Origin of the sequence: Chishuiella sp. (assembly GCF_032109125.1) — a bacterium.
Taxonomy (GTDB): Bacteria; Bacteroidota; Bacteroidia; order Flavobacteriales; family Weeksellaceae; genus Empedobacter.
In genome coordinates this window covers 591,173-604,082 of the sequence record NZ_DAMCLZ010000001.1, presented here as the reverse complement: position 1 = coordinate 604,082, position 12,910 = coordinate 591,173, and the positions used below count along the sequence as shown (strand labels likewise).

Sequence of the window (12,910 nt, the reverse complement as noted above, 5' to 3'; positions counted from 1 at the left end):
AATATGAAATTATTTTTTTTCTTCTTTTTCAGCTAATCTAGTTGGAACAATAGGTAAAAAAATAACTTGTTTTATTACTTTTTCTTTTTTTCTTATATCTCTTTCCTCTAATGAAATTTTATTTTTATTTACACCTATTAGTTGTAAAATTTTTTCATCAAAATCTTTTTGCTCCTTTTTGGCAGTTGTATAAATCAAATCTTGAATAGTTTCATTTTCTATTGATTGTAGAAAACCTCCTGAGTTTTGAATAGTTTTAAATAATTCCAAAGCTTTTTCACCTATTTGATCAGTTAAATTTTCTACATAATAAGAGCCAGAAATATAATCTTCATATTGCAATAAACTATTCATTTCATTTTCTATAACTATTGCATCACTTTTTCCTAATAATGATGCAGATATTTCTAATGATGACCTGATAATATTATTATTTTCATTTAGAGAGGATTTGTTTCTATTAGAAGTTAATGAAACAATATAAGCTTCACTTTTTACATTATATTGTTCTAATATTAATCGCCATAAAAATCTAAAAGCTCTGAGTTTTGCAATTTCAAAAAAATAATTACTACTAATTCCAAATTTAAAATAGATTTTATCAGCAATATCTACCCCAAATTCTTCAATGTATTCTACAGCGTGTGCTAAACTTATAGCTATTTCTTGTATATGATTTGCTCCTGCATTTTGATATATTTCACCTTGAATAGATATACATTTCGTAAAGCATTTTTGTTTTAGGATATGTTTAATTAAATCTCGATCAGCTTTTCGATTTTCTTTTAATCGAAGACCATTCTGTGCATAATAACCATATACATCAAAATCCAAAAATTTTCTTTGGGGTAATTTTTCTAAATTATTAAAATTTAATGTTTCATAATATTGAAAGTGTAAATCATAGCAGGAAGAAATTATTTCTAAATTCTCAATATTATCTTTTTCAATATAATAAGCAGAACTTAATTTATTATCAAATTGGTTATTGTATTTAGAAATAATTTTAGTAGTATTAGAAATAGATTTTAGATTAATGTAATCAACATCATTTTTTATGTACAATGGTTTTACATTAATATGATCATTTGTTCCCCAAACGAGAGTTTTATTATAATCTAAACCCTCTAATTCTACTTGAACTTTATTTTTCCATTGTTTTTCTGAGATAGAAATGATATCGTCAAAAAATTTATCCATTATTTTTTATCTTTTGGTTCTTCAACTCTTTCTTGTTGAATAATGAATATATCTTCATCTTCTTTTTTAAGAAAATGCTGTTCTCTTGCGATACGTTCTATTTCAGCAGGATTATTATTTAGTTCGTTTAATTTTTCTTTTTCTTTATTTAAATTTTGTTCAAAATAGGCTTCATCCATTTCTAATAAACGAATTTGCTTATCTAATTCTCTATGTACAAAAAATGAGTTTTGATCGAAAAAAAACATCCAAATAACAAAAGCAACAGACAGAATAAAATAACGATTCCAAACTATTTTAAATAATCGAGAATCTCTTATTTTCTTTTTAGGAACTTCTGGAGTTAATTCTTCATCTAATATTTCTTTCGATGTATTTTTCATTTATATGGTTACTTGAGAGTTTAACTTTTCTTTGATAACAGTAGAAAGAACTTTTACCGCAACAGAATTTTTCTTTTTCATGTTAGGAATAATTATATCTGCGTAGTTTTTAGAAGGTTCTATAAATTGTTGATGCATTGGTTTTAATGTTTTTTGATAACGAGTTAATACTTCATCTAAATCACGACCTCTTTCTTGTATATCTCTTCGTACACGACGAATTAATCTTTCATCAGAATCTGCATGTACAAAGATTTTAACATCAAATAAATCTCTTAATTCTGGATCTGTTAAAACTAAAATTCCTTCAACAATAATAACACTTTGTGGGTGAGTAAGAATTGTTTCATCTTTTCTGCTGTGAGTAATAAATGAATAAACTGGTTGCTCTATAGAGATACCACTTTTTAATAATGAAACATGTTCTTTTAATAATTCAAAATCAATTGATCTTGGGTGATCAAAATTTATTTTTGAGCGTTCTTCAAAAGATAAATCTAAATGATCTTTATAATAATTATCTTGCGAAATAACAATTACACTTTCGGCGTTTAGGTCTCTCAAAATATTATTAACAACAGTAGTTTTTCCTGAACCTGTTCCACCTGCAATTCCAATTACTAGCATCTTTTTTTTATTATTTTTTAAATTATTAGTTGTTTCCATTGCAAGATCATCCATTAAATTTTATTAAAGATAAAATTTTACTTCCTAATTTTAAAATATTTATGAATGATTCTTGTTTTTTTATTTTTTTAGTATAGAATAGGTTAGGATTAATAAAAAGAGTATGGTTAATCAAATTATTATTTGATTCTAATTTTAATCGACTATTTAGGTATAAATTAATCATTTAAATTTTTTCACACAAAAAAAGTACTTGACAGTACTTTCCTAATTTTATTAATCGCGTGCAAAGGAAAGAAAAAAATGATAATTATTAAGTATTTTTTTTGTAAATTTAAGTAATCAAAACTGTTAAAAACATAAAAAATGAACGAATTATTATCAACAAATTTTCTCTTACCAATACTCATAGGTATTGGTTTAGTAGCTGCAACTGGTTTTAGAATATTCTTACCACTTTTCATTGTAAGTTTATTAACCGATTCAGGAAGTATTGATTTAAATATTTCTGATAATTGGAGTTGGATTGGAACTGATACAACGATGATGATTTTAGGATTATTGGCCGCTGTAGAAATAGTAGTATATTATATTCCTATTTTAGACAATTTTTTAGATAAATTATCTGTGCCCTTAGCTGCAATTGCAGGGATATTTATTTTTAAAATTGTATTACCTGAGTTGATTAATGAATACCTTTCTTGGGTATTAGCTATAGTTATTGGAGGAGGAGTTTCTTTCTTTATTTCTGCAACTATGACAGCAGCAAGAGATGTATCAACAATAACTACAAGAGGAGAGGGGAATTTTGTAATTAGTACAGTAGAAACACTTTGTTCTGTAATTTTGATATTTATGTCAATTTATTTACCAGTGCTTTGTTTCTTCTTTGTATTATTTATATTGTACAGTTGTTATTATGCTTACAGTCATGTAAGTAAAAGAAAAAACAATATATTATTGCATTAAAATTAAAATAATAATAAAAAACCTTGATAACAATTGTTATCAAGGTTTTTTATTAAAAGAAACAAAAAGAAATATTATTAAACAATAGTTAATTTTACTCCAAGGTTATCAATATCTTCTTTTGCTTTTTCCGTAATTCTAGAGTCAGTTATAATATGGTCAATTTCATTAAGATTACATATTTTACCAAAACCTTTTTTTCCGAATTTACTATAATCAGTTAATACAATTGTTTTTTGAGAAGCTTTTATCATAAGATGATTTAAATTGGCTTCGAGTAAATTAGAGGTTGTTAATCCGTAATCTGTATCAATACCATCAATTCCAAGAAATAATTTAGAAAAAGAAAGTTTTTTCAATGTATCTTCAGCATAAGGTCCAACAACAGATGTAGAGTTTGGTCGAACAACACCACCTAATTGTATTACTTCAATATTAGCTTTACCACTAAGAGCTAATGCAACGTTCATTGCAGAAGTTACAACTGTTAACTTTCCATTTGTTACGTTTATAGCCTGAGCAAATTGTAAAACAGTTGTTCCCGAAGCTATTAAAATTGCATCATTTGGTTCAATTAAAGATGCAGCAAATTTTGCTATATCTCTCTTTTGTTCAACATTTAATAAGCTTTTTTCGTTTACATTTATATCTTGTGTATAGGGATTGTTTTTATATATTAAACCATGAGCTTTGTATATTAAGTCCATGTTTTCTAATGTTTTAATGTCTTTTCTGATTGTGACAATAGATACATCAAGTTTTTTTGCTAAATCAGATATTTTAACGACTTCATTTTTCTCTAATTGATCTAAAATATAATTATGTCTTTGCGCCATTGTTTCAAATTCTATCATCATTTATGTTTTAAAATCTACTCAAATTTAATAAAGTTTTTACATATAATTATTTCTTTTTACATTAAAAATAGTTTTTATTTATTTCTTATTTGTTTTTTTTTATTATTTTTGATTTCGAAATGTTTTTATTATGAAAAGAAGCTCTTTATTAAAACAAATAGCATCAACAAAAGATTGGGATGTTATAATAATCGGTGGAGGAGCCACTGGTCTTGGATGTGCAATGGATGCTGCTACTAGAGGATATAAGACTTTATTAGTTGAACAAGCTGATTTTGCAAAAGGGACTTCAAGTAAAGCAACTAAGCTTTTACATGGAGGGGTTCGATATATGGCACAAGGTGATATTGGTTTAGTAAAAGAGGCTTGTCATGAAAGAGGTCTATTATTAAAAAATGCACCTCATCTTACAAGAAATACTTCTTTTGTAATTCCTAATTACTCGTATTTTGATAATATTATGTATACGGTTGGTTTAAAGTTTTATGATTTTTTAGCTGGGAAATTAAGTTTAGGAAAATCAAGATACGTTAATTCAAAAAATACATTGAAATTACTTTCTACAGTAAAACCTAATGGTTTAAAAGGAGGAGTAGTGTATCAAGATGGTCAATTTGATGATTCAAGATTAGCCCTAAATATAGCTCAGACAGCTATAGAAAATGGTGCTTGTGTTTTAAATTATACAAAAGTTGTAGGTCTTTTAAAAGATTCGAAAGGAAAACTTTCTGGAGTAAAAATAAAAACAGAAGATACGGAAGAAGTATATGAATTAAATGCTAAAGCAGTTATTAATGCAACAGGAGTTTATGCTGATAATATTTTGCAATTTGATAAACCTAATTCACCTCATCTAGTAAGACCAAGTCAGGGTGTTCATATAACAATTGACAAAAAATTCTTGCCAGGTAAAAATGCTTTAATGATTCCTAAAACTAGTGATGGTCGTGTATTATTTGCTGTACCATGGTATGATAAATTAATTCTAGGAACAACTGATACGCTTAGAGATCATGCAGAATTAGAACCACGAGCTTTAGATGAAGAAATTAATTTTATCTTAACTACAGCTCAACAATATTTAGTAGGAAAACCGACTAAAGATGATGTGCAAGCTATTTTTGCTGGTTTACGTCCTTTAGCTGCACCACAAGGTGAAGGGAAAAACACTAAAGAGATTTCTCGTAGTCATAAAATCTTAGTTTCTGATAGTGGATTAGTAACAATTATAGGTGGGAAATGGACAACATTTAGAAGAATGGGACAAGATACAATTGATAAAATTATTCAATTGAATAAAGTTCCTTCAGTAAGTTGTAAAACTGAGCAATTAAAAATACATGGATATGAAGAAAATGTCAACTTTGAAAAAGATTTACATTTTTATGGTTCTGATAGATCAGAGATATTGAAATTGGAAAAAGAAAACCCTCAGTATGCTGAAAAATTATTGCCAAAATATGATTACACATATGCTTGTGCTGTTTTTGCTGTAAGAAATGAATTAGCATATAAATTAGAAGATGTTTTAGCTCGTAGACTTCGACTTTTATTATTAGATGCAAAAGGAGCAGTTGAAGTTTCTCATAAAGTAGCAACAATTATGGCTCAAGAGTTAGGTAAAGATGAACAATGGATTCAAAAAGAAGTAAATGAATTTGCTCAATTAGCAAAAATATATCAATTATAAGAAGAAAAAAAAATTAAAAACCACAAAAAATGGAAACACACGAAAAATTTATTCTTGCATTAGATCAAGGTACAACTAGTTCGAGAGCTATTATTTATAATCATGATGGAGAAATTGTGGCGATATCTCAAAAAGATTTTCAGCAAATATTTCCCCAGCCAGGTTGGGTAGAACATGATCCAAATGAAATTTGGTATACACAATCTTCAGTAGCTGCTGAATCTGTAGCTAAATCAGATTTAAATGGAACTAATATCGCAGCTATAGGTATTACAAATCAAAGGGAAACAACTATAGTATGGGATAGGGAAACAGGAGATCCTATTTATAATGCAATTGTTTGGCAAGATAGAAGAACATCAAAATACTGTGACTCATTAAAAGAAAAAGGGTATAAAGATATTATACAAGAAAAGACAGGTCTTGTTATTGATTCATATTTTTGTGCTACAAAGATTAAATGGGTTTTAGATAATGTTGATGGAGCAAGAGAAAAAGCAGAACAAGGGAAATTATGTTTTGGAACTGTAGATAGTTGGCTTGTATGGAAATTTACTAGAGGAAAAATGCATATTACGGATGTTTCTAATGCTTCAAGAACACTTCTTTATAACATTAATACAATGGAGTGGGATGATGAATTGTTAAATTTATTTGATATTCCCAAATCTATGCTACCTGAAGTAAAGAGTAGTAGTGAAATTTATGGAACAACATCAACAACGTTATTTTCAACTAAAATTCCAATTTCTGGTATTGCTGGAGATCAACAAGCTGCATTATTTGGACAAATGTGTGTGGAGGAAGGAATGGCTAAAAATACATACGGAACAGGTTGTTTTTTATTAATGAATATTGGTGAAAAACCAGTTTTTTCAAAAAATAATTTATTAACGACAGTTGCTTGGCAAATAGACGGTAAAACAACTTATGCATTAGAAGGTTCTGTTTTTGTAGGAGGAGCTGTTATTCAGTGGTTGAGAGATGGTCTTAAAATAATTTCATCTGCACCAGAAAGTGAAAGATTATCTGCATCTGTGGAAGATAATGGTGGTGTTTATTTTGTACCAGCTCTTACAGGTCTTGGTGCTCCTTACTGGGATCAATATGCGAGAGGTGCAATTTTTGGAATTACTCGTGGTACGACACAGGCTCATATTGCCAAAGCAGCTATCCAAGGAATTGCATTTCAGGTTGATGATTTAATTAAGAGTATGAAATCTGATGTTGAAGGGGAAATAAAAGAATTAAGAGTAGATGGCGGAGCTTGTGCGAATAATGTATTAATGCAATTTCAAGCTGATTTGATTGAAAATGAAGTTATTCGTCCTAAAGTTTTGGAGACTACATCTCTTGGTGCTGCTTATTTAGCTGGTTTAGCTGTTGGATATTGGAAAAATATTGATGAGATAAAAGTTCAATGGAAGCAGGATAGAATTTTTAAACCAGAGATGAATTCAGATAAAAGAGCTGAGTTATTGAAATTCTGGAATAAGGCTGTAAAAAGAACTCAAAATTGGATTGAAGATTAAATCAATTGAATTATGAATGAATTTTCAGCTGAATTAATAGGAACTGCTGTCCTAATACTTTTAGGTGGTGGTGTTTGTTCAAACGTTGCTTTGAAAAAGACAATTGGTCATGGTTCTGGTTGGATTGTTATTACAACAGGTTGGGCTTTGGCTGTTTTTGCAGGAGTTGTAATTGCAGGTCCTGTGAGTGGTGCTCATTTAAATCCTGCAGTTTCTGTAGGTTTAGCATTAGCAAATAAATTTGAATGGTCTAAAGTACCATTATTTATTCTTGCTCAGTTATTAGGAGCGATGATAGGAGCATTTTTAAATTGGGCAATGTATAAAGATCATTTTGATGCTTCTTCAGATGATCCAAGTTCTCAATTAGGTGTTTTTTCTACAGGGGCAGCAATTCCAAATAATTTTAGAAATGTCCTTTCTGAAATTTTGGGAACATTTGTATTGGTTTTTTGTGTATTTTATTTTTCTGATGCTAAAGGTACTTCGGGTACAGAAGAAGTGAAATTAGGATTAGGATCAGTTGGTGCTTTACCAGTAGCTTTCGTTGTTTGGTCTATTGGATTATCTTTAGGAGGAACAACTGGTTATGCAATTAATCCTGCTCGTGATTTTGGGCCGAGGATTATGCATTCTCTTTTACCAATGAAAGGTAAAGGTTCAAGTAATTGGGGATATGCATGGATTCCAATTTTAGGACCAATTTTAGGAGCTGTTTTTGCAGCGTTATTATTTAACTTTTTGTCTAGTTAATATAATTATTCATTTCAAAACCACACAACATGAATAAAATAACTTCACTAAAAAATATATTACTAACTTTTGTTTTTTTAACTCCAGTTAGTATTTTTTCTCAGTCATATGATGTTGCAGATCTTAAAATAAATGAGGATGAAAAAAGCAAGGTGTCTTTAAATGAAGAATTTCAGCAAGAATTATCTCCATTTTATTTACATGGTCAATTAAAAACAATGCATTTATGGAGAGGTTTAGCTGTTACAAATTCTACCGTTTTTGCTATAGATGCAGGAGTTGGTACGACAGATGGTAAATTAAAAGCAGGAGTTTGGGGAGGATACGGAACAACTGGAGAATATCGAGAGTTTGATTATTATGTAACTTATTCTCCAGTGAAAAATTTAACTTTTGCTCTTTGGGATATTTATAATTATTCCACTAATGCTACATGGAATAATAAAGATTTTTTTGAATATAATGGAGATAAAACAGGTCACTTTTTAGATCTTTCTGTGTCATATACAATTTCTGATAAAATTCCATTAAATTTATATTGGTCTACTGTGATTCATGGTAGAGATAGAGGAATTGAAAATGAGAAAAATCTTTATTCTTCTTATGTACAAGCCTCTTATCCTGTGGTGAAAAGTAAAGTAGTTAATTTAGATTTGTATGCTGCTGGAGCATTTGCTTTATCACCTGAAAAAGAAGATAAAGGAAAAAATTTTTATGGACCTAAATCAGGTTTAGCAAACGTAGGTTTTATTATTGGTAAAACACTTAATTTTGGTAGATATCAATTACCTATAACTGCTACAGCTTCTTGGAGTCCAATTAATGACTCTGGCAATATTCAACTTGCGTTTAATATTTTTTAATATTTTTTATTTAATTATAAAAGGGCCTATTTATTAGTCCCTTTTTTTATTTATTTTCCTGAAAAAAAAGAAAGTTAAATAACTATAATACATAATTGTATAAATTTGAAATACAAATAATTAAAACTTTATGAAAAAAACAATTATTAATTATGATTGCTAGTCTAATTGTGAACATAGCAATTGCAAAGGTTGGTATTAATACTTCAACACCTCAGAAAACATTTCATGTAAATGGTAGTTTACAAGTTACTAATGAATTGAATGTTGGTGGTAATGCTACAAGTCAAGGTAGTGCAGGTACTTTAGTGCAAGTGCTTACATCAAATGGTGTTTCAAATTCACCTGAATGGAAAACAATTGCTGTAGCAACTAATTTAACTGGTGATATTAAGTATAGCCTTATTACTAGTGACCATAATGGTTGGGTTAAATTGGACGGACGTTCAGTAAGTAGTTTAATGTCTACTCAGCAAGGACAAGCTAGTGTTTTAGGTTTTTCTACTAATTTACCTGATGCAACAAATGCTTATTTAGTACAGAATAATACAACGCTTGGGGATTGTCAAATTCTAATACTAAAACTCTTACTAGAGGTCAGCTTCCAAATGTTACTTTATCTGCATCAGGTTCTACAAATGTTGCAGGGTCACATAATCATAATTATACAGATAGGGGAAATACATCTTATGAGATGACAAGAAATGGTAATTTAACAAATATTACAGATGATACTTCAGGTACTTATCAAACATCAAATGCAGGAGATCATAGTCATACAGTTTCTGCTACAACAGAATCTATTAACGGGGGAGTAACACAACAGTCTTTAGATGTTAGACCTTTAAGCATGAGTGTTAATACTTATTTATATTTAGGTCTCTAGTTTTTTAAGAGATTTATTTATTGTAAATTCATTCGTAAATTCAAATTATGATTGATATAGACACAAAAATAAAATTATATAATGGTGTTCATTTACCAATTTTAGGATTGGGCGTTTATAAAACGAATGAAGGTGATGAGGTTATAAATGCTATTCATTCAGCTATAGATGAAGGTTATCGTCTTATAGATACAGCTTCTTATTACGACAATGAAATTGGAGTTGGTAAAGCAATTAATTCTCAAGAAATCAATCGTTCAGAATTATTTATTACTACAAAAGTTTGGATAGATGATATGGGATATTATAAAACAATTAATGCTTTTCATCAATCACTTAAAAACCTGAATTTAGATTATATTGATTTGTATTTAATTCATTGGCCAGTCGCTGATAAATTAATTGAATCTTGGAAAGCTTTAGAATTTTTATATGAAGAAGGTTTAGTAAAATCTATTGGAGTTTCTAACTGTTTGCAACATCATTTAGAAATAATTCAGAAGAATTGCGTTTATAAACCGATGGTTGTTCAGAATGAATTTCATCCAAGGTTGATTCAACAAGAATTGGTTAATTATTGTAAAGATCATCAAATTGCTTATCAAGCTTGGGCTCCATTGATGAGAGGGAGATTGTTAGAAAATGAAATACTAAAAAGTTTATCTAAAAAATATAATAAGTCTGTTGCTCAAATTATTTTAAGATGGGATCTACAAAAAGGGATAGCTACAATTCCAAAAAGTGTAAATCCAGAACGAATAAAAGAAAATTCTTTATTGTTTGACTTTGAACTTTCTTTGGATGATATTCATAAAATTGATTCATTGAATTCAAACGGAAGAACAGGTGCTGATCCAGATAATTTTTTAGATTACTTTGCAAATAAGAAATAATTGATGAAACAAATAACTTATTCAATTGTTTCTAGAGGAGAAATATTAATTAATTATTCTAATCAGACCGTTAATGTTTTTATACGAGTTTCAGGAGAATTACTCTTTCATCCACCAGTATTTTATGTTGATTTATTAATTTTTAAAAATCGTTCTGTATTATTAGAAAATATAAATTAAGAGATTATTGATTTTATTATGCAAGATAGTATAAGTAAAGGAACAAAAATTATTTTTGATTGACTTTGCGTTAGGGATGAAGCGGTATCCTTTTCTAATTGGATGTATTTTTATTTCAGTTAAGTTATCAATTAGAAAAGATATTGAGGAAAACCCGCTCGAACGCCTAAATAAATATAAAACCTCATAATAGTATATTATGAGGTTTTTTTTGATGTATTTATTTTGTTTTTGGTCGAATTAAACCTTCTTGAGCAACACTACAAATTAGCTCACCTGATCTGTTAAATAATTCTCCTTTTGTAAACCCTCTTGTATCCATTGTACTTGGGCAATCTAAGCTCACTAAAATCCAATCTTGTAAATTTGGAGTTCTGTGAAACCAAATGGAGTGATCTAAACTTGCCATTTGAGTGTTACCAAAATGAGCCTTAGAAGCATGAGGTTTTAACGCTGTAGATAATAAATTATAATCAGAGCTGTAAGCGATTAACTGATGAACAACTTGTAAGGGTAAGTTTTCTGGCGTATCATTAAAATTCATCCAAACATTGCTATAACTTTCATAATCTTTTTTTTCTGCAAGGTTTAATGTTTCGACAGGTTTAAAATCTATTGGTCTATCGGCCATTATAAATTGCTTAGTAGCTTTTGGTAAAAAATCTCCGAACATTTCTGCAATTTGTCTCCAGCTGATTAATTCTTCTGGTTGTTTTACATCTGGAATTTCTTCTTGATGCTCGTAACCTTCTTGCTTTAATTGAAATGAACATGCCATTACAAAAATAGCTTCGTTATTTTGTTTTGCTGTTACTACTCTTGTACTGAAACTTCCTCCATCTCTTAAAATAGCAACTTCATAATAGATTGGTTCGTCTAATTGACCAGCTAAAATGAAATATGAATGTAATGAATGACAAAATCTGTCTGTGTCTACTGTTTGGTATGCAGCATTTAATGCTTGTGCTACAACTTGTCCTCCAAAAACATGAGGACTTCCCATAAAAGAACTTTTTCCTTCGAATAGATTATTTTCTAATTTTTTTAGAGAAATTAATTCGATGAGTTCTTGTGTTGTTTTCATTTTATGTTAGATTAAAATTTTAATTTGTTTAAGCGTTGGACATTCTTTTCTAAAGCAGTTTTATATTCATTTTTCATTCTAGTGATTAATTCCTTTACTGTTGGAACATCATGTATACCAGAAACGCCATGACCAGCAGACCAAATATCTTTCCAAGCTTTTTGGTCATCATGATCTATTAGTTTAGAAAAATCCTCTTCTTTTTTATCTTCGATATTAATGTCGGAATGTTTGATACTTTGTTTTAAGAAATTAGCATTAACACCAGAAACACCGTCAGTGTAAATAATATCTTCAAATGATGAATTTACTATCATATCTTTATATTTATTATCTGCAGCTGCTTCTTTTGTAGCTATAAAACGAGTTCCTATGTATGCAAAATCTGCTCCCATTGTTTCTGCGGCTAATATATCATTTCCATTGTTCAATGAACCAGCTAGAATTAAGCAACCGTTGTAAAATGTTCTAATGTCATCGATTAAAGCAAATGGATTAGCAGTTCCTGCGTGTCCACCAGCGCCACCAGCTACAGCAATAATTCCGTCCACACCAGCTTCTACAGCTTTTTCTGCATGACGTTTTTTTATAACATCATGAAAAACGATTCCTCCATAGCTGTGTACAGTGTCTACTAATTCTTTTACTGCTCCCAAAGATGTTATGATTAATGGAACTTTATACTTTACACATAAAGCTAAATCAGTTTCAATTCTTGGATTGGTTCTATTTACAATTAAATTTACTCCAAAAGGTGCTGTTTTTTTTCCAGTTTCTTTTTCGAATTGTTCTAACTGAGTTGTGATGTCAATTAGCATTTGTTCAAAATCTTCTGGTTTTCTACCATTTAATGAAGGAAATGTTCCACAAACACCATTTTTACAAGCTTCTATAACTAATTCTGTTCTAGAAACTAAAAACATGGGCGATGTAATAAGTGGTAATTCTAATTTTTCTTTAAAATCTTCTACTGTCATTTTTTCTATTTTATTG

The 12,910-nt window shown here is 29.2% G+C and carries 15 protein-coding genes; 9 read left to right on the top strand and 6 right to left on the bottom strand.

The window, feature by feature from the left end; all coding sequences use genetic code 11:
- Nucleotides 1-9 precede the first annotated feature (9 nt).
- From RT575_RS02740 to udk, 3 genes are read right to left on the bottom strand one after another with little or no spacing between them, the layout of a single operon-like run.
- Nucleotides 10-1,200: a methylmalonyl-CoA mutase family protein gene (locus tag RT575_RS02740; protein ID WP_313578609.1), complete on the bottom strand. Its 1,191-nt coding sequence runs from the start codon at nt 1,198-1,200 to the stop codon at nt 10-12.
- Complete coding sequence (locus RT575_RS02735; RefSeq protein WP_313578607.1) at nt 1,200-1,583, bottom strand: septum formation initiator family protein; 384 nt, start codon at nt 1,581-1,583, stop codon at nt 1,200-1,202. Before RT575_RS02735 ends, RT575_RS02740 begins: the two co-directional genes overlap by 1 nt.
- Complete coding sequence (udk, locus tag RT575_RS02730; protein WP_313384060.1) at nt 1,584-2,264, bottom strand: uridine kinase; 681 nt, start codon at nt 2,262-2,264, stop codon at nt 1,584-1,586.
- A gap of 312 nt (nt 2,265-2,576) precedes the next feature.
- Between udk and RT575_RS02725 the strand changes: the two genes are divergently transcribed.
- On the top strand, nt 2,577-3,179 hold the full coding sequence (locus RT575_RS02725) for a DUF4126 domain-containing protein (RefSeq protein ID WP_313578605.1): 603 nt from the start codon (nt 2,577-2,579) through the stop codon (nt 3,177-3,179).
- 77 nt (nt 3,180-3,256) lie between these two features.
- Here the strand turns inward: RT575_RS02725 and RT575_RS02720 are convergent, their stop codons facing one another.
- Nucleotides 3,257-4,036 (bottom strand): DeoR/GlpR family DNA-binding transcription regulator, encoded by a 780-nt coding sequence (locus tag RT575_RS02720; protein WP_313578603.1) that lies wholly within the window; start codon nt 4,034-4,036, stop codon nt 3,257-3,259.
- Between the two features lie 130 nt (nt 4,037-4,166).
- Between RT575_RS02720 and RT575_RS02715 the strand changes: the two genes are divergently transcribed.
- From RT575_RS02715 to RT575_RS02680, 8 genes are all read left to right on the top strand, one after another.
- Complete coding sequence (locus RT575_RS02715; RefSeq protein ID WP_313578601.1) at nt 4,167-5,726, top strand: glycerol-3-phosphate dehydrogenase/oxidase; 1,560 nt, start codon at nt 4,167-4,169, stop codon at nt 5,724-5,726.
- A 29-nt stretch (nt 5,727-5,755) separates the two neighbouring features.
- A complete protein-coding gene (glpK, locus tag RT575_RS02710; RefSeq protein WP_313578599.1) occupies nt 5,756-7,258 on the top strand; it encodes a glycerol kinase GlpK in 1,503 nt (500 codons plus the stop codon).
- A 12-nt stretch (nt 7,259-7,270) separates the two neighbouring features.
- Nucleotides 7,271-8,011, top strand: a complete 741-nt coding sequence (locus tag RT575_RS02705) for an MIP/aquaporin family protein (protein ID WP_115001127.1) — start codon at nt 7,271-7,273, stop codon at nt 8,009-8,011.
- Between the two features lie 29 nt (nt 8,012-8,040).
- Nucleotides 8,041-8,874 carry a hypothetical protein gene (locus tag RT575_RS02700; RefSeq protein ID WP_313578597.1) on the top strand — a complete coding sequence of 278 codons (834 nt, stop codon included), beginning with the start codon at nt 8,041-8,043 and terminating at the stop codon, nt 8,872-8,874.
- Between the two features lie 152 nt (nt 8,875-9,026).
- Nucleotides 9,027-9,572, top strand: a complete 546-nt coding sequence (locus RT575_RS02695; protein WP_313578595.1) for a hypothetical protein — start codon at nt 9,027-9,029, stop codon at nt 9,570-9,572.
- Nucleotides 9,569-9,760, top strand: coding sequence for a hypothetical protein (locus tag RT575_RS02690; RefSeq protein WP_313578593.1), 192 nt, complete (start codon nt 9,569-9,571; stop codon nt 9,758-9,760). Before RT575_RS02695 ends, RT575_RS02690 begins: the two co-directional genes overlap by 4 nt.
- A 47-nt stretch (nt 9,761-9,807) precedes the next feature.
- Complete coding sequence (locus tag RT575_RS02685; protein WP_313578591.1) at nt 9,808-10,653, top strand: aldo/keto reductase; 846 nt, start codon at nt 9,808-9,810, stop codon at nt 10,651-10,653.
- 3 nt (nt 10,654-10,656) lie between these two features.
- Nucleotides 10,657-10,833, top strand: a complete 177-nt coding sequence (locus tag RT575_RS02680) for a hypothetical protein (RefSeq protein ID WP_313578589.1) — start codon at nt 10,657-10,659, stop codon at nt 10,831-10,833.
- Nucleotides 10,834-11,053: 220 nt separating this feature from the next.
- Here RT575_RS02680 and RT575_RS02675 read toward each other — a convergent pair whose 3' ends face one another.
- On the bottom strand, nt 11,054-11,917 hold the full coding sequence (locus RT575_RS02675) for an acyl-CoA thioesterase II (protein ID WP_313578587.1): 864 nt from the start codon (nt 11,915-11,917) through the stop codon (nt 11,054-11,056).
- Nucleotides 11,918-11,928: 11 nt separating this feature from the next.
- Nucleotides 11,929-12,894 (bottom strand): nitronate monooxygenase family protein, encoded by a 966-nt coding sequence (locus RT575_RS02670; RefSeq protein ID WP_313578585.1) that lies wholly within the window; start codon nt 12,892-12,894, stop codon nt 11,929-11,931.
- Nucleotides 12,895-12,910: the final 16 nt, after the last annotated feature.

Excerpts from the sequence above, each read along its gene's own strand:
- RT575_RS02675 (WP_313578587.1), bottom strand. The coding sequence starts at position 11,917 with ATGAAAACAACACAAGAACTCATCGAATTAATTTCTCTAAAAAAATTA.
- RT575_RS02735 (WP_313578607.1), bottom strand. The coding sequence starts at position 1,583 with ATGAAAAATACATCGAAAGAAATATTAGATGAAGAATTAACTCCAGAA.
- RT575_RS02685 (WP_313578591.1), top strand. The coding sequence starts at position 9,808 with ATGATTGATATAGACACAAAAATAAAATTATATAATGGTGTTCATTTA.
- RT575_RS02725 (WP_313578605.1), top strand. The coding sequence starts at position 2,577 with ATGAACGAATTATTATCAACAAATTTTCTCTTACCAATACTCATAGGT.
- udk (WP_313384060.1), bottom strand. The coding sequence starts at position 2,264 with ATGGATGATCTTGCAATGGAAACAACTAATAATTTAAAAAATAATAAA.
- RT575_RS02705 (WP_115001127.1), top strand. The coding sequence starts at position 7,271 with ATGAATGAATTTTCAGCTGAATTAATAGGAACTGCTGTCCTAATACTT.
- RT575_RS02680 (WP_313578589.1), top strand. The coding sequence starts at position 10,657 with ATGAAACAAATAACTTATTCAATTGTTTCTAGAGGAGAAATATTAATT.
- RT575_RS02695 (WP_313578595.1), top strand. The coding sequence starts at position 9,027 with ATGATTGCTAGTCTAATTGTGAACATAGCAATTGCAAAGGTTGGTATT.
- RT575_RS02690 (WP_313578593.1), top strand. The coding sequence starts at position 9,569 with ATGACAAGAAATGGTAATTTAACAAATATTACAGATGATACTTCAGGT.
- RT575_RS02720 (WP_313578603.1), bottom strand. The coding sequence starts at position 4,036 with ATGATGATAGAATTTGAAACAATGGCGCAAAGACATAATTATATTTTA.
- RT575_RS02715 (WP_313578601.1), top strand. The coding sequence starts at position 4,167 with ATGAAAAGAAGCTCTTTATTAAAACAAATAGCATCAACAAAAGATTGG.
- RT575_RS02740 (WP_313578609.1), bottom strand. The coding sequence starts at position 1,200 with ATGGATAAATTTTTTGACGATATCATTTCTATCTCAGAAAAACAATGG.
- RT575_RS02670 (WP_313578585.1), bottom strand. The coding sequence starts at position 12,894 with ATGACAGTAGAAGATTTTAAAGAAAAATTAGAATTACCACTTATTACA.
- glpK (WP_313578599.1), top strand. The coding sequence starts at position 5,756 with ATGGAAACACACGAAAAATTTATTCTTGCATTAGATCAAGGTACAACT.
- RT575_RS02700 (WP_313578597.1), top strand. The coding sequence starts at position 8,041 with ATGAATAAAATAACTTCACTAAAAAATATATTACTAACTTTTGTTTTT.